This window comes from Cloacibacterium caeni (assembly GCF_907163125.1).
Classification (GTDB): domain Bacteria; phylum Bacteroidota; class Bacteroidia; order Flavobacteriales; family Weeksellaceae; genus Cloacibacterium; species Cloacibacterium caeni_B.
The window spans coordinates 1,634,298-1,651,112 of the sequence record NZ_OU015319.1; the positions used below are offsets into that span (position 1 = coordinate 1,634,298).

18 protein-coding genes are annotated in these 16,815 nt (G+C 31.6%); 16 read left to right on the top strand and 2 right to left on the bottom strand.

What is annotated here, in order from left to right; translation table 11 throughout:
• Positions 1-121 precede the first annotated feature (121 nt).
• Positions 122-1,027 carry an IS1595 family transposase gene (locus tag KKQ79_RS07400; RefSeq protein ID WP_213189584.1) on the bottom strand — a complete coding sequence of 302 codons (906 nt, stop codon included), beginning with the start codon at positions 1,025-1,027 and terminating at the stop codon, positions 122-124.
• On the opposite strand from KKQ79_RS07400, the gene KKQ79_RS07405 reads away from it, so the two are divergent.
• The 15 genes from KKQ79_RS07405 (at position 921) to KKQ79_RS07475 (ending at position 15,060) form a co-directional block, all read left to right on the top strand.
• Positions 921-1,535 (top strand): hypothetical protein, encoded by a 615-nt coding sequence (locus tag KKQ79_RS07405; protein WP_213190750.1) that lies wholly within the window; start codon positions 921-923, stop codon positions 1,533-1,535. The genes KKQ79_RS07400 and KKQ79_RS07405 overlap by 107 nt on opposite strands.
• 363 nt (positions 1,536-1,898) lie before the next feature.
• Positions 1,899-2,063 carry a hypothetical protein gene (locus KKQ79_RS07410; RefSeq protein ID WP_213189585.1) on the top strand — a complete coding sequence of 55 codons (165 nt, stop codon included), beginning with the start codon at positions 1,899-1,901 and terminating at the stop codon, positions 2,061-2,063.
• Positions 2,064-2,066: 3 nt separating this feature from the next.
• Complete coding sequence (locus tag KKQ79_RS07415) at positions 2,067-2,615, top strand: GNAT family N-acetyltransferase (RefSeq protein WP_213189586.1); 549 nt, start codon at positions 2,067-2,069, stop codon at positions 2,613-2,615.
• A gap of 412 nt (positions 2,616-3,027) precedes the next feature.
• The gene (locus tag KKQ79_RS07420; RefSeq protein WP_213189587.1) at positions 3,028-3,447 is read left to right on the top strand and encodes a hypothetical protein; all 420 of its coding nucleotides are present in this window, start codon (positions 3,028-3,030) and stop codon (positions 3,445-3,447) included.
• A 472-nt stretch (positions 3,448-3,919) separates the two neighbouring features.
• Positions 3,920-5,398: a S1C family serine protease gene (locus KKQ79_RS07425; protein ID WP_213189588.1), complete on the top strand. Its 1,479-nt coding sequence runs from the start codon at positions 3,920-3,922 to the stop codon at positions 5,396-5,398.
• Positions 5,399-5,456: 58 nt separating this feature from the next.
• Positions 5,457-6,959: a hypothetical protein gene (locus KKQ79_RS07430; protein ID WP_213189589.1), complete on the top strand. Its 1,503-nt coding sequence runs from the start codon at positions 5,457-5,459 to the stop codon at positions 6,957-6,959.
• A 582-nt stretch (positions 6,960-7,541) separates the two neighbouring features.
• Complete coding sequence (locus tag KKQ79_RS07435; protein WP_213189590.1) at positions 7,542-7,982, top strand: hypothetical protein; 441 nt, start codon at positions 7,542-7,544, stop codon at positions 7,980-7,982.
• A 499-nt stretch (positions 7,983-8,481) separates the two neighbouring features.
• Entirely contained in the window at positions 8,482-10,023 is a 1,542-nt protein-coding gene (gene porX, locus KKQ79_RS07440) for a T9SS response regulator signal transducer PorX (RefSeq protein ID WP_213189591.1), read from the top strand.
• Positions 10,024-10,132: 109 nt separating this feature from the next.
• Positions 10,133-10,546 carry a tRNA (adenosine(37)-N6)-threonylcarbamoyltransferase complex ATPase subunit type 1 TsaE gene (tsaE, locus tag KKQ79_RS07445; protein ID WP_213189592.1) on the top strand — a complete coding sequence of 138 codons (414 nt, stop codon included), beginning with the start codon at positions 10,133-10,135 and terminating at the stop codon, positions 10,544-10,546.
• Between the two features lie 83 nt (positions 10,547-10,629).
• Positions 10,630-11,820: an alanine dehydrogenase gene (locus KKQ79_RS07450; protein ID WP_213189593.1), complete on the top strand. Its 1,191-nt coding sequence runs from the start codon at positions 10,630-10,632 to the stop codon at positions 11,818-11,820.
• A 30-nt stretch (positions 11,821-11,850) separates the two neighbouring features.
• Positions 11,851-12,222, top strand: a complete 372-nt coding sequence (locus KKQ79_RS07455; protein WP_213189594.1) for a hypothetical protein — start codon at positions 11,851-11,853, stop codon at positions 12,220-12,222.
• A 6-nt stretch (positions 12,223-12,228) separates the two neighbouring features.
• Entirely contained in the window at positions 12,229-12,465 is a 237-nt protein-coding gene (locus tag KKQ79_RS07460; protein WP_213189595.1) for a hypothetical protein, read from the top strand.
• Positions 12,466-12,480: 15 nt separating this feature from the next.
• Complete coding sequence (locus KKQ79_RS07465) at positions 12,481-13,323, top strand: prephenate dehydrogenase (RefSeq protein WP_213189596.1); 843 nt, start codon at positions 12,481-12,483, stop codon at positions 13,321-13,323.
• 6 nt (positions 13,324-13,329) lie between these two features.
• Complete coding sequence (locus tag KKQ79_RS07470) at positions 13,330-14,154, top strand: alpha/beta hydrolase (RefSeq protein WP_213189597.1); 825 nt, start codon at positions 13,330-13,332, stop codon at positions 14,152-14,154.
• A gap of 279 nt (positions 14,155-14,433) precedes the next feature.
• On the top strand, positions 14,434-15,060 hold the full coding sequence (locus KKQ79_RS07475) for a hypothetical protein (RefSeq protein WP_213189598.1): 627 nt from the start codon (positions 14,434-14,436) through the stop codon (positions 15,058-15,060).
• Between the two features lie 234 nt (positions 15,061-15,294).
• Here the strand turns inward: KKQ79_RS07475 and purE are convergent, their stop codons facing one another.
• Positions 15,295-15,795 carry a 5-(carboxyamino)imidazole ribonucleotide mutase gene (gene purE / locus KKQ79_RS07480; RefSeq protein WP_213189599.1) on the bottom strand — a complete coding sequence of 167 codons (501 nt, stop codon included), beginning with the start codon at positions 15,793-15,795 and terminating at the stop codon, positions 15,295-15,297.
• A gap of 83 nt (positions 15,796-15,878) precedes the next feature.
• Here purE and KKQ79_RS07485 point away from each other — a divergent pair, with 83 nt between their 5' ends.
• Positions 15,879-16,811, top strand: a complete 933-nt coding sequence (locus KKQ79_RS07485) for a DMT family transporter (RefSeq protein ID WP_213189600.1) — start codon at positions 15,879-15,881, stop codon at positions 16,809-16,811.
• The last annotated feature ends 4 nt before the right edge of the window (positions 16,812-16,815 follow it).

Genomic DNA, 16,815 nt, shown 5'->3' on the forward strand with positions numbered 1-16,815 from the left:
CGAACCGTTACCTGTAATGCTTCAAACCAATGGCGTCTAAAAATGAAAAAAATTGAAATTTTATTATTATTTCTATTTGCAGTTTCCTGTAATCAAAATAAAATCGAATATCCGTTTTTAGTCATAATCCTGTAATATTAGCAATAATAAGCCTTTCAAAGAGTCTATCCCCAAAATATCTTCGATTTAGTTTGTAGATAAATTCGTTGAGGTAGAGTTGAAGATACTTTCTTTTAATTTTATGGTAGTTTCCAAGCAAATTTCTTTTGGCGTTGCTAATAGCAATATGAACCCACTTTAAAGTTTCTTCCGTGGTTTCTTTTGAACTTTTCTCCATAACATGGAGTTGTACAAAATCTGCAATATCCACATAAGAAGTGCTTTTGTCTGTAAAAACAATGCTTTGATTATCAATGGATTCTTTAATGGTTTCATTGATTTCTTCTCCACTGTGTCCATCCAGAACCTTCGCTTTAAAGAAGCGAACTTGTTTTTCATTTTTACCTGTTTCAATATCTTCCAAAGGTGTTGATTCCGCCATCACTGCGACATTTTGTTTCCCAACCGCACCTTTTCCACGAATTCCCTTTTCCTGTTCTATTTCGCTAGATTCTACTGTAAAATAGGCTTCGTCAAACTCTATCATCCCTTCCAAGGTGTACTTCGCATCTCGGTTTCCCATGGCTTTTCTTAACTTATGAACCATTGCCCAAACTGGTTCATATCTCTTTAATCCCAATTGTTTTTGAATTTCTTTCGCAGAAAAACCTTTCTTGGTTACGCTCATCAAAAACATAGTTTTATACCAAATTAGGAAGGATAAATTTGAATTTTCCATGATTGTTCCGCTTTTCAAAGACGTTCTGCTTCTGCATTTTTTACATTCATAACTCAGTCTGCTCTTAATCCAAAAATGTTCCGTGCTTCCACATTTACAAGTCACACCAATTTTATCCCTCTCGGATTTGAAATGGTTTCTGCAATCTTCCTCTGTTCCAAAATGCGCTGAAAAACTAAATAAGTTCATCTGTAATTATTTGATTTTGAGCAAATATACAAAAATTATGAGACATTACGGATATTCAAAAAATAAAATTATTGAAAAGAATATCCTATTGAAAAGTCCAAATGGTGTTATTGACTTTAAAAATAATTTTTTTACACATTATAATCTATTTGAAAACGATACTAAAACCAAATTTTACTTAACTGACAAAGATTGGAATTATCTTCAAAAAAGTTTTAAAGAAAATAAGATTTATGAACTAAAAGGAAAAAAACTTGGTTTTTACACAAATTCAATTGATTTTAAATATGATGCTAAAATTGAAACAAATAATGGAACTTTAAATCTAAAAATTGATGGAATACTTGCTGATAAAAATCAAAAAGGATTTCTAAATGAGGAATCCAAAAATTATGACAAATTTGTAACAGAAGCCTATTCTATTGCATATTGGAGAAGTGAAAATTCAAAATTTACTAAAAAACAAGTTGATTCAATGGTAGAAAAATATTATTCTGAAAATTATTAAAAGCACTGCAGGTAACATAGGTAACTGTTGCACAACTCCTTTTTTTAGAAAATAGTTTTCAAAAACATGAAATTTTGCCCTCTTTAGAAGCAATTTTAGAGAGGTTTGTTTTTAAAATATTAAAATTTAGATCGCTTATAATGGTGTTTTTTCATGTTGTACAATATGGTTTTTATAAAAGTTTTAGTATATTTGAGTAGTGCAACTTGCACTATGAATTTGCTAAATCCCAAGAACGGAAGAAAACTTCCTTCTCGGGACTTCGCAAATCCGCCGAACCGTTGTGCGATATTTTGAAAACAAAAGAAAATTTTGGTATATTAATTGAAATTGATAACTTTGTATAATTAAAAACAAAAGAAAATGGCAAAACCAATTAAAATAACCCCAGTATTAAGAGGTCGAGATGCTGTCAATTTTCTTTCAAAGATGAGAGTAAATAAGCGTCAAGATTCAAATTCTACTTCAAAGTTAGTTGAAGTTAGGAAAGATGCTGCTATATTCAAATCGTTGCTAAAAAAAGCTTAATTCGTGTCAGAAGAAGAATTATCGCAACTTTCCTTAATTTTACTAAATGAAGCTCACACAATTAAACCTTTTGATTGTGAAGATATTGATTTGAATGAATTTTTATTTGAAAAAGCAAAATTCTATAAACAAGAATTTTTAGCTACTACATTTATCTTAGAAAACGAGGAACAAACTGTTGCCTACTATAGTATATTTAACGATAGTTTAAAAGTCGAAGAAGAAGGTTTCGCAAGCAAAAGTGCTTTTAAAAGATTTCTTAAAGATTTAGTAAGTCATCCAAAACGACACTTAAAATCATTTCCAGCTCTTAAAATAGGGAGATTAGGTATAGATAAAGATTTTAAAGGGAAAGGATTAGGAAAACTAATTGTTAATAATATAATAAACGATACCTTAGAATTAAATGAAAAGCAAGCATGTAAACTAATTACTGTAGACGCATACAACCAATCTTTACATTTCTATGAAAGATTAAATTTCGAATATTTAACAGAAAATGATAAAGATGAAGAAACAAGACAAATGTATTTTGATTTAACATCATTATAAAAAACATCGCACAACATCGATAACTGCTGCACAACTCTTTTTTTTTAGAAAATAGTTTTCAAAAACATAAAATTTTGACCTCTTTAGAAGCAATTTTAGAGAGGTTTGTTTTTAAAATATTAAAATTTAGAGCGCATACAATGGAGTTATTGAAGTTGTAAAGTATGGTTTTTATAAAAGTTTTAGTATATTTGAGTAGTGCAACTTGCACTATGAATTTGCAAAATCCCAAGAACGGAAGTAAAATTCCTTCTCGGGACTTCGCAAATCCGATGAACCGTTAGCAGAAATTCTATCAAAAAGGTGTTAAATGGAATATACATATAAAAAGAAAGAAATTTTCATCAACATAATTTATGGTTATTTTCTTTTAGCATTCACGATTTTTTTATTAGTAATGATTTCTCGTAAAATGATTATTGATTGGGAAAATTTTAAACTTCCAAAAATATTATTTGCCTATTCCTTTGTAATTCTTTTCGGAGCATTAACATATCAAAATCTTGGAGTAGCACTAATAAGAAAAAAATACTTTCTATTAAATCAAGAAAAGAAAGTTTCATTAGATTTATTGAGAAAACAAATTATAATAACCAACAAATTAACGCGAACGAATGAAGAAATAAGTTTTGAAAGAGTTAAAAAAGTAGAACTATATTATTCTTGGAATGCAAACCATTTTTCTTCTGACTTAGGTTATTCTAAAATTTTTATCGATAACACTTATGAGCCGATTATCATAACACAGAATAATATAAATCAATTTGAAATTTATGAACTTTTTAAAGATAAAATCACCAAAACAATATATAGATTCGCAAACAGGATTTAAAAAGAACTTCTGCTAACTTAGGTAGCTGTTGCACAACTCTTTTTTTTAGAAAATAGTTTTTAAAAATATTAAAATTTAGACCTCTTTAGAAGCAATTTTAGAGAGGTTTGTTTTTAAAATAATAAAATTTAGAGCGCTTACAATGGAGTTATTGAAGTTGTAAAGCATGGTTTTTATAAAAGTTTTTAGTATATTTGAATAGTGCAACTTACACTATGAATTTGCAAAATCTCACGAACGGAAGTAAACTTCCTTCTCGGGACTTCGCAAATCCGCCTAACCGTTATCGGTCAGTGTAAAAAAGCCGAACCGCAAATGGCACATTTAGTTTTGCCCGACACACGAGCCGACCCTTCTCAAAACCAAAAGAGCCATTTTTGCCAACCCTAAACAAAAAATTATAAACTATTCTAATATTGTTATGAGTAAAACATTTAAACAAATTAAACCATTTCCGCTACTAACATTTGTAATGCTGTTTTTCAACTTCTTTACAACAAATGCTCAGACAACTACATTTTATGGTACAAGTAAAGTTCAGTCTGACGGGCATACTGGTGCTTTATACGAAGTGAAAATTGATAGAAGTAGAGATTTGACATTTGTTACAATTCAACAGATACCAACGAAGAATTTAAGGAGATTGACATCAGCAGCTCCATCAAGTGACGCTAAAATTAAGTCCGGTAATTTTGAAGCAAGTTATTTAGGAGAATTGCAAAGTAATGGGAATATTGAAAGAACAGTTTGCAACGATAATTTGGGGTGGAACAATGCGAAAATTGGAGAGAAATATAATGAAACTTTTGTTTTCAACGGAGCAATTCCACCTGGACTCAAAGACTTCTCATTGATTGACGCTGGTTCTTATTCGGGATGTCGTGGCTTTGGTTTTAGCAATTATACTCTTAATAATCCTGACAACCACCCAAAAACAAATCTAACAGAAACCACTCTTAGACAAAAAGTAGATGAACAAAATGATGGTATAGTCGGCATTTATGAAGACTTTGATAAAGATGGGTACAAATTAGGATGTGTAAAAGACGGACAAACATACAAATTAGTCTATCTGGGTTCAGGAACTTATAGAAATTGGTGGAAAGTTGGCGATGTAAAAGCAATTCTACGACCAAGTGCAACCACAGGAGTTTTTAAAGCTGATTGGTATATGGCAAATAAATCCCTGAACAATGACACTTACGTTTTCTTCGATGGACAAACGCTTAAAACAGTCACAAATCTAAAAGATGGTGGTAACGAGGAAAGCAGTTACTTAAAAATGTATCCCGCTAATTCTAACTTTTCATCTTCAGGTATTAAAAAATCTTCAGGAACAGGGTTTGCAATTTCTTCTAACGGTTATATTGTAACCAATTATCACGTAATTGAAAATGCTAATTCTATTGAAGTAAAAGGGGTAAATGGCAACTTTTATAGAAAACTATCTGCCAAAGTTATCGTGTCTGATGAGAGAAACGACTTAGCAATTCTCAAAATTAATGACCCAAATTTCACTTCACTTGGCTCTATTCCATATACATTTAGACAGGGAATTGCAGATGTTGGAGAAAATGTTTTTGTTTTAGGTTATCCTATGACATATTCAATGGGTGAAGAAATTAAACTGACAAACGGAATTGTTAGCTCTAAAACAGGTTTTAAGGGAGATATATCACTATATCAAATTTCTGCACCTGTTCAGCCCGGAAATTCAGGTGGACCTCTTTTTGACAAAAATGGAAATCTCATAGGAATAGTTAGTGCTAAACATTCTTTAGCTGAAAATGCTGGCTACGCAGTTAAGATAAGTTATCTGAAAAATTTAATTGATTTACTACCACAGACAATAAACCAACCCACTTCAAATACTTTAAACGGTAAAGTGCTTACAGAACAAGTGAAGATTGCTTCAAATTTCGTTTATATAATTGTGGTTAATGATAAGTAAACAGCATCAAATGAGTAACTTTGTAACGTGAATTATATGAAATGTCACGACAATAGAAATGAATGAAATTTTTTTGACACCATACACAATTATAGAGAATACGGACTATCCTGATGATACAAAAATTGTCATTAGGGCTTCGGACTTCTCAAATGTACCATTTCAAGACGGTAGAATTACATTTAGTTTTATAGGTTGTCGGTTTAAAAAATTAGAAATTGAAAATACCGAAACAATAGATTTCAAAGACATAAGCATTCAATTTATAAGTTGTTTTATCAATGAAATCAATGTTGATAATATCATCACAACAAATTTTTCAATCTTCTTTGGTAGTTCAATTTTACAAGGAAGAATAAAGAATGAAAATTTGAAAAACGTTGAAACGAACAATTGTCTTTTAAACAATTCATTGTTTTTGCTTGATTTAAAAAGGGCTGTTGTTTCATACACGGAAGAAAATATTTTCCCAATTCGTTGGAAGAAATTATTAAAATCTGTCAATGCAACCCTTGAAAATTTACTTGCTGAAAAACACTCATTTTACATTTACGATTGCAAGAGTATAGTTTTCACGGTTAATGAAAATAAGACAGACAAAAGAGGAATTTACAAAATACCTTATGACAGCGTAAATAAAATTGGATATTATCCGAGCGATGAAGAAAAGCAGAATTTTAAAGTTAGTTTGAGTGTTAAGTATTCGGCTGACAAAGAACACAATTTGACGAAAATAATCAATGCTAAACTATTGGCATTATCTCTCAGCGGTTATTCAACAGGCGAATTGCTTATTGAAAATTGTAACATAGACAGTTGGTATATCAGAAATTTTTCAGCACAATTAGGAGCTAATTTTTATAACATCAAACCATTCAGAAAAGAAACAGAAGAAACAAAATTAGAAATACACAAATCAAACCTAGACAAAGTTTGGTTTGATAATGTTGCATTTGATGATTATTATACAATTTCGCTTTACAGAAATAAATTTGGGCAAACTACTTTAACAGCTTGCGACTTTCCAAGCAAATACAAGGATTTTGATAAAATACAAACCATTGAAAATATTCATTATCCTGATAGAAAAGACAAGAATTATTTCAAGACACGTTACGAAACATTTTTACAATTAAAAAAACAGCTTGAAGCATCAGGGAATTTTTATGAAGCACAAAAATTTCAAGCAATATCTCACGAAGCACTTAAAAAAATTGAGAATTTACCATATTGGGACAGAGTTATTCTTAAAATAAATGGATTATCAAACAATCACGGACTATCAATTAAAGAACCGTTTATTGGAACGATAGTCTTGTCAATTTTATTTTACGTTTTGTATTTATGGAGTTTGGGTAGAATTTTTAATGCCAACGAAATTGATTGGAATTTATTTGGCTATTACTTTTCATTTATTGACATAACACACAGAACAGATTTTTTGGTCAACAAATCTGAACTCAATGGTATTTCTTTGACGATTGATTTTTTAAATAAAATCATTGTTGGATTTTTAATCTATCAGTTTATTGCAGCATTCAGAAAATATGGAAAGAAATAAGAAAGCCAAACTAAAGCAAGCACATTTGCAATTCGCACAAGCCAACGCACAGACCAAAAATTGCAAAAGAGCTTGCTTTGCCAACGCAGAAATAAATTGTTTTTAAAAAATTCCCCAACGCTTCAAAAAAAATAAAAATACACAGACTCACAGCCCGACAAATGCAGCAGACAATGACACGGAAACTCAATATTGACAATGCTTACAACGACACAATGGACAGATGGCAGCTGGTAACAGCGGTAGCTGTTGCACAACTCCTTTTTTTTTAGAAAATAGTTTTCAAAAATATATATTTTGACCTCTTTAGAAGCAATTTTAGAGAGGTTTGTCTTTAAAATATTAAAATTTAGAGCGCTTACAATGGTGTTTTTTATGTTGTAAAACATTGTTTTTATAAAAGTTTTAGTATATTTGAATAGTGCAACTTGCACTATGAATTTGCAAAACCCTAAGAACGGAAGTAAACTTCCTTCTCGGGACTTCACAAATCCGCTGAACCGTTACCAGCAATGTTAGACCACTACACTAACACCTAAGACGACTTGTAAATGCTTGACATAACTATAACTTGCAATTTAAATGAAAAAGACAGTAAGTAAGATTATAAAACAATTGTCATCAGAGCCAAAAAAAATGTTCCTAATAGACAGTATAGGGGCTTTGACTACTGCATTTTTATTGTTTGTAGTTTTGAGAATTTTCAATGAATACTTTGGAATGCCTGAAAGAATATTGACTTATCTTTCAGTAATTGCAGTTTTTTTCTGTATTTATTCAACGACTTGTTTTTTTGTTATTAAAACGAACTGGACAACTTTTATTAAGGGTATTAGCATTGCTAACCTGCTTTATTGTGTCTTGACTATTGGTCTTGTGATTTTCTATAACCCACAACTTACAACTATTGGAACAGCATACTTTATAGGGGAAATCGCCATTATTATTGGACTTGTTTGCATTGAACTAAATGTTGCAACTGAAATCAAAAAAATCAGAAGAGTTAAATACAAAAATGACTAAGAAGGAAACACAGCTGGTAACAGCGGTAGCTGTTGCACAACTCCCATTTTTAGAAAATAGTTTTCAAAAAACATATATTTTGACCTCGTTTATTCTTCGATAAACTCAGAAACCAGATTTAAAGAATGTTTATTTTTTAGTTCATGTACAAAATTCTAAAATTCGGGGTGCTTAAAATTGAGTTATTGATGCTTTGAAAGACTGATTTTATAAAAAAATACTTAAATAAAAGGACAAAAGCTCATTTTGAAATGAATAAAACAGTTTTAATTTCTCAAGGAATAAAAGAACCTCAGCTTTATCAATAAACTCAAGACTCATTTTCAGTTTAACAGATTTTTAACCATATTCCAATTATTTTATACAATATTTAAGACAGTTTTGGCGTATTTTTGGGAGAGATAATTTGGAGCAGGAAGTCAGAAGATGCAAGATGAAACGTCTAACTTCTTAACCTTATCCTTTACCTCAACCTATATCTTAACCTAAAAAATAATTTATGTCAAAAATAATTTGGATTGATGATGAAGTAGATTTACTCAAACCACATATCGTTTTTTTAGAAAATAAAGGCTATAACGTAACGCCAGTGAATAACGTAAACGAAGCGCTAGAATTAATAGAAAACGAAAAATTTCAACTCGCGCTTTTAGACGAAAACATGCCCGGAATTTCTGGCCTGGAAGCCATTCCTATGCTTAAGGATTTAGATTCTTCTATAAAAATCGTGATGGTGACCAAAAACGAAGAAGAACACATCATGGAACAAGCCATCGGTTCACAAATTTCTGATTACATTCTAAAACCGGTAAACCCGAATCAGGTTTTGCTTTCGCTGAAGAAAAATCTTCAAGAAGACGATTTGGTAGAGCAAAAAACCAAATTAGAATATCAGCAAGGTTTCCGTAATCTTTCCATGGAACTCAGCTACGTAAACACTTATCAAGAATGGGCAGAATATTATAAGAAAATCTTGAATTGGGAAATCAAATTCGATAAAGTTTTTGACAATGAGTTTGCAGATTTATTACAATCTCAAAAAGAAGAAGCCAACATTCAGTTTTCTAAATTTATAGAAAAAAATTACGAAGAATGGCTTCACAGCACAGAAAAACCAATTATGTCTCACACTGCTTTTAAGGAAAAAGTAAAACCCATTTTAGAGAAAGACAAAGTTTTACTCTTGATGGTTGATAATTTGAGATATGACCAATGGAAAGTGATAGAACCGCTTTTCGCAAGGTTTTACAACAAGGTTTCAGAAGACGAATATTTCAGTATTTTACCTACTGCCACTCAATACGCCAGAAATTCATTTTTTGCAGGTTTAATGCCTTCAGAAATCGAAAAGCGTTTTCCAGACAAGTGGTTTAATGACAATGAAGAAGGCAATAAAAACGAGCATGAACGCGAATTTTTAGAAGACCAAATGAAAAGAATTGGACTACAAAACAAGTCCATGAAATATTTGAAAGTTCTGAATGCAGATTTTGAGCGCAAGATTTTAGATGATTTTAACCAACATAAAAATAATGATTTATTGGTGATTGTCTATAATTTCATCGATATTCTTTCGCATGCTAAAACGGATAATCACATTGTAGACCAATTGATTAGAGATGACAAAACTTTCAGAAGTCTTACCGTAAATTGGTTTGAAAATTCTTCAATTTTAAAAATCATCAAACTCGCAGCGGAACAAGGTTTCAAACTGGTGATTACAACTGACCATGGAATGGTTTATGTAAAAAAACCTTCGCAAGTTGTAGGCGATAGAGAAACCAGCACCAACATTCGTTATAAAACAGGAAAATCGCTTACTTATGACGAAAAAGATGTTTGGGCAATTACGAATCCAGAGAAATTGTTTTTACCCAAAGGAAATCTCAGCAGCAAATATATTTTTGCGAAGAACAACATCTTTTTGGCTTATCCCAAAAATTACAACCACTTTGTGAATTATTACAAAGACACCTATCAACATGGCGGAATTTCACTAGAAGAAATCATTATACCTATCAGTATTTTAGAACCTAAGTAGTTTTTTCATAGTTTATTATACTTAGGCATGGAGCGGAAAAAATCAATTGATTTTTTCCGCTTTTTTACACCATAACAATTCCGTATTTTTGAAAAAATTTTCAAAAAACATGTCTCAAACATTCCAAATAGAAAAAATTGAAGATTGGCAAAAAGTAGTAGATGAAATTTTGCCCAATTTAAAAAACAATATTCTTTTGCTTAAAGGAAACTTAGGCGCTGGTAAAACCACATTTTCTCAGTTCTTGATGAAGAGTTTAGGAAGCACAGACGAAGTTTCTTCGCCTACTTACGCTATTGTAAATGAATACCATTCACCAAAAGGAAAAGTTTTTCATTTTGACCTTTATCGACTCAAAAAAATAGAAGAAGCCTATGATTTTGGGATTGAAGAATATCTAGACAATGCTTTTCTCTGCATTATAGAATGGCCAGAAATCTACGAAGAAGAATTGGCAGATTTACCTCATCATGAAATGGTAATTAACAATCATGGAGATTATAGAGAAATTGTTTTCCACTAAAATTTTCCTTAGAAAGAATCCATAATTTCTAGGGTTTTACCTATCCCATTTTTCGCTATCTTTGTAGATTAAAATTTAAAACAATGAGTTCTACCATATTTACACCTTTTACTGAAGAACAACTCATTCCTAAAGAGGAAAAATTAGAAGTTCTCAAAAAAGGAAAAAAATTTAGCATTGGTATCCCAAAAGAAACCTGTTTACACGAAAAAAGACTGTGTATTACTCCAGATGCAGTACAAGTTTTGGTAGAACATGGTCATGATATTATTTTAGAAGCTGGCGCTGGTGAAGGTTCTTTCTTTACCGATTTACAGTTTTCTGAAGCAGGAGCTCAGATTACAACCAGTCAAGCAGAAGTGTACGGACAAGATTTGGTTCTTAAAATCAATCCACCAACCGAAGAAGAAATGGAATTTTTAAAACCAAATGCTTATTTGGTTTCTGCACTTCAAATTAACTTAAGAGACAAAGATTATTTTAAAAAATTAGCAGAAAAAAAGGTAAACGCCATCGCTTTTGAATTCATTATGGATGAATACCGCCAGTTGTCACTTATCAGACTGATAGGCGAAATCGCAGGTGGAATTTCCATTTTGTATGCTTCAGAATTATTGGCAAAATCAAATGGATTAATGCTTGGCGGAATTACCGGAGTTCGTCCTACAGAAGTAGTAGTATTAGGAGCTGGAATTGTAGGAGAATTTGCGACAAAAGCTGCCATCGGTTTAGGGGCAAGTGTAAGAGTTTTTGATAATTCTTTATCTAAATTAAGAAGGCTCCACACACTTATAGACAGTAGAGTTCCTACTTCAATTATAGACCCGAAAGAATTAAAAAAAGCATTAATGAGAGCTGATGTAGTGATTGGCGCATTGCCTAGACTCAATATGCCTTATGTAGTAACAGAAGACATGGTAAAAGCCATGAAAAAAGGCTCTGTAATTATAGATTTGACCATAGATTACGGCGGTTGTATAGAAACTACAGAAGTAACCACTCACGAAAATCCTGTCATTATTAAACACGAAATTCTTCACTGTGGATTGCCGAATTTATCTTCTAGAATGCCGAGAACTACTACGAAAGCTATTTCTAATTTCTTCCTAAGTTATCTCCTGAATTATGACGAAGAAGGTGGTTTCGAGAATATGCTTTTAAAAAGAAACGAAATGAAACAATCGCTTTACATGTACAAAGGCAGACATACCAAAAAAGTGATTTGCGACAAATTCGATCTTACTTATCACGACATCAACCTTTTAATTTTTTAAATTTTCAACTTACTTTTTACATCATATTCAATGAGAAAACTGAAATTCTTTTTCATCGGGTTAATTCCAGGATTACTAATTGTATTCTTTATTTTGAACAAAAAAGGGGTAAGTTGTAGCGGTTATCTTCCCAATTCTAGAGTAATTGCCGAAACTTTATCGAAAGATTTCATCTATTCTGAAGCTTTTCAAGCAGAAATGAAAACCTTGAAAATAGACGAAAAATTTCTGAAAGACAGCATTATTACCAAAGGAGAAATTAACTTTGATAAGAGCGATGCACAGAAAAAACCTTGCCCAAGTTATTTACTTACCGCTCCAGAAGGAAATCCTAAATATGAAATTACTTTTGAAAAATGTAAAGAAAATGCCCACTTCATCAGTCTTAAAAAACTAAAATAACAAAATATGCAAAAGAAAAAATACACAGACCTGAGTGTTCCCCAATTAAAAAAATTACAAAAAGTTTTCTTAGGAATCTTTTTAGGATTGGTTATTGTTTGGATTATTGTACTCAGCATGATGTATTACAACGGAAAATCTTTTGCAACCTTTTTAGCTGTAGCAGTGGCTACATTAATTCCCAATTTTATTAATATTCTGAATATTTCTAATCAAATCAAACAAAAGGAAAAAGAACTCTAAAAAATTAATTTCAAAATGAAGATTGCGATTATTGGTGTAGGTTTAATTGGTGGTTCTATCGCCCTAAAACTCCGCGAAAAAAATTTCGGAGCAGAATTTATAGGAATTGACAAATCAGAAATTCACCTTCAAGAAGCCCAAGAATTAGGAATTATAGACCGTTTCGAAAATTTTGAAAATGGTGTTAAAAACGCAGACCTTATCATTACCGCTATTCCAGTAGATGCTACGGTTAAAATTTTACCACAAGTTCTAGATTTAATCACCCATAAACAAACGGTAATGGATACCGGTTCTACCAAATCTGGAATTGTAGAAGCCATCAAAAATCATCCTAATCGAAAAAGATTTGTAGCATTTCACCCAATGTGGGGAACCGAAAATTCTGGACCTAAAGCCGCTCAGAAAGAAAGTTTCGCAGGAAGAGCGGCCGTAATTTGCGACCGTGAAGATTCTGAGCAAGATGCCTTAGCATTGGTAGAAAATATCGCCAAAAATCTAGAAATGCACCTGATTTACATGAATGCAGACGCTCATGACGTTCACACTGCGTACATTTCTCACATTTCACACATCACTTCTTACGCTTTGGCAAACACGGTTTTAGAAAAAGAACGAGAAGAAGATACCATTTTCCAACTGGCGAGTTCTGGTTTTTCGAGTACGGTTCGTTTGGCAAAATCGCATCCAGAAATGTGGGTTCCTATCTTCAAACAAAACAAAGAAAATGTGTTAGACGTTCTGAATGAACACATTACACAGCTCAGAAAATTCAAATCTGCTCTAGAAAAAGAGAATTTTGAACTTCTGGAAGAACTCATCAAAAACGCCAACAAAATCCGAGGCATCTTAAAATAATTTGTCATGAAAAATTTCTTTCGCTTTCTGTTTATCATTAGTTGCACTTTTTTATGGAGTCAAGAAAAGAAAAGTACGGCGACAGAAAATGTGAAGATTATTTCTGAAAATTTTGACGTTCCTCAACTTAAAACCACACGAAGAATTTGGATTTATTTGCCTAAAGATTACGAAACTTCTCGCAAAAAATTTCAAGTGATGTATCTTCAAGATGCACAAAATCTTTTTGACGATGCTACTTCTTACGCTGGAGAATGGCAAGTAGACGAAACGCTAAACAAAATTTTTGAAAAAACGGTAAAATCTGTAATTGTAGTAGGAATAGATAATGGTGGCGAAAAACGAATTGAAGAACTCTCTCCTTTCAAAAATGCAAAATACGGCGGTGGAAATGGAGAAAATTACGTAAAATTTATCGTGGAAACGCTGAAACCTTACATCGATAAAAATTACAGAACAAAATCTTGTAAAAAACACACTACGATTGGTGGAAGTTCACTCGGAGCGCTGATTTCTGTTTATGCAGCGGTGAAATATCCTGAAACTTTCGGGAAAGTATTGGCTTTTTCTTCTGCTTTTTGGTTTAATGCCGAAGATTTGAATGCATTTATTAGCCATTCTAAAGTCAATTTAAAGCATCAGAAATATTATTTTATCCAAGGAAAACACGAAGATGAAGACATGGAAGAACAAACCAATCGTGTCATCGAAAATCTGAAATCTAAAAACGTAAAATCTAAAAATATTTTCCTAAAAATAGACGAAGACGGAAAACACAACGAAATCTATTGGCGAAGAGAATTTGAAGGTACGGTTTTGTGGTTGGATTGATTTTCTCTCACTGAAAACACTGAATTTTACAGATTTTAGCAGATTTTTTTAACAGCATTTTTGTCATTCCGTAGGAATCTCAACATTTCTTTTACAAATTCGAAATTTAGATTTATAATAAAAATAAGAATAGAAAATGACTTATCATATTAACTATTTTATTTTTTCAGTAATAACAAAAAATTAAATCAATAAAATTCTAAGATATAATAATAAATTTTGTAATTTTCAGCGTAAATTAACAAAAAAAAATCTTTAAAAAATTAATACCAAATCAATATGAATATTTTCCATTTAATTAAATTTCTCAAAAATGATTATAAATTTAAAAAGGAATTTTTTGAAAATAATACTTCTAAAAAAGAAGACCAAATTGCACTAAATATAATACATATTCTTAATTCATTCTATGAACATTTAATAGATACTGAATTAAACAAAAAATTAAAAAACAATCCAAAATGGAGATTTGAGAAAGCAATAATTTTATCATATTTCTATAAAAAAATATCTACAGAAGTTTATTCAAATTCTTGGAATGATGAATTATCTTACATTGACAATAAAATAGATAAATGGACAGAATATATTTATGAAAAAAAACTAAATCTTAAAGATGATGAAAATATTCTATGGGAAATAAATCGCTATGATGAATATGATTCGAAACTATCAATTGACAATAATGAATTTGTCAACAAAACCCTAAATGAAAATTTTTTAGAATTAGCAACATATGTTCAACACTTTGGTTACGGTGACAATGAAATTGATGAATCAAAAATTTTTGCAAAAAAAATTGATTTTGATGCTTGGATGAACTGCTATAGTAACACCAAAATTGATTTTGAGAATTTATTAATTCCTGGTTTTGAGAAAATAAAAAAAATACTAGAAGAATTTTAACATAAACAAACTTTAACAAAATAAAAACTAACCCAAAATCCTAGCCCTGATTGCAGTGGAAATCCTTTTTTGGAGGCTGAGCGTAGCCGAAGCCACCAAAAAAGATTGCAACGAAAAGCAGGACTGAAAGTGAAAATAAACGAAAGCGTCTTGCTCCTGTCTTCGATTTCGCTCAGACTGACGAAAACAGATTGCTTCGTTGTTTTATTTCATAAAACTCCTCGCAATGACAAGTTAATCGTAAGAATTCGGGTGTTCTTTTTTGATTTCTTCGATGGTAGAAAGCACTTTTTCTTTCAGGCTTAATTGGTAAATTTCTAATTTTGTAGAAATTTCTTCGTCTGAACTTCCTAAAATTTTAGCAGCCAAAATCCCTGCATTGGTAGCGCCATTCAAAGCAACAGTCGCCACAGGAATTCCTGAAGGCATCTGCAGAATAGACAAAACAGAATCCCAACCATCAATAGAATTAGACGACAAAATAGGCACACCAATCACCGGCAAAGTAGTACAACTCGCCACCATTCCTGGTAAATGTGCTGCACCTCCTGCTCCTGCAATAATGACTTTTACGCCTCTATTTTTGGCAGATTTTGCAAAATCAAACATGCGTTCTGGTGTTCTGTGCGCCGAAACTACGGTGAGTTCGTAAGGAATTTCTAGAGATTTTAAAAAATCAGCAGCTTGTTGCATAATTGGCAAATCGCTCTGACTGCCCATGATAATTGAAACCATTTTTACATTTTTACTCCTTCAAAGATAGAAAAAAATATCGTTTTTACGCTAGAATTGAATATCTTCGTACCGCGAAAATCATTATGAACACAGAAAAAGATTTCAAACTTATTTTAGCCATTATCACGGTTGCAATAGTTTGGGGAACTACATATTTAGGAATTAGAGTTGCTGTAGAAACCATACCACCTTGGTTTGTTACCGGAATCAGACAAAGCATTGCTGCACTTTTATTGTTGGGTTTTTTGGTCTATAAAAAACAACTGAAATGGATTGGTTTGAAAAATCTGAAAACTCAAATTATTCTCTCTACATTAATGATTATCATCGCTAACGGAATGACAACCATTGCCGAGAAACACATCAATAGTAGCCTCGCTTCTGTTCTTACTGCTACTTCACCGATTATTGTATTTCTGGGAAGTGTTCTCATTGGTTTAGAACAATTTAAACTGAAATCTGTTTTAGGATTAATTCTAGGTTTTAGTGGCGTTTTGCTCATTTTTTCTGATGGTTTACAAGAGTTGCTGAATCCTGATTACAGATTGGGACTTATTGTTTTATTCATCGGGATTTTAGGTTGGGCTTCTGGAACACTTTTCACCAAAAAAATCACGATTCATTCTGATAATATTTTATTGAATTTATTCTATCAATTTGCTTTTGCTGGAATTCTGCAACTTATTTTTGCCTTTGCTTTTACCCAAAATTATGATTTCGAAAAATGGAGTGCAGAATCTTTTGCTTACGTGGTTTATTTGGGTGTTTTCGGCTCGGTGATTACTTATTATGCGTTTCTTTATGCCCTAAAAAGGGTAAATCCATCACAAATTTCAATGCTGAATTACGTGAATACGATTATCGCCATTTTCTTAGGTTGGTTGATTTTAGATGAAAAAATAACCACAAAATTTATTTTTGCGGCTATTCTTATTATTTCTGGAGTCTTTATTATGAACCTAAAAAAGGAAATGTTTAAAAAGTCTGAAGCTAGAAGTCTGAAGTCCGAAGATTAATGAC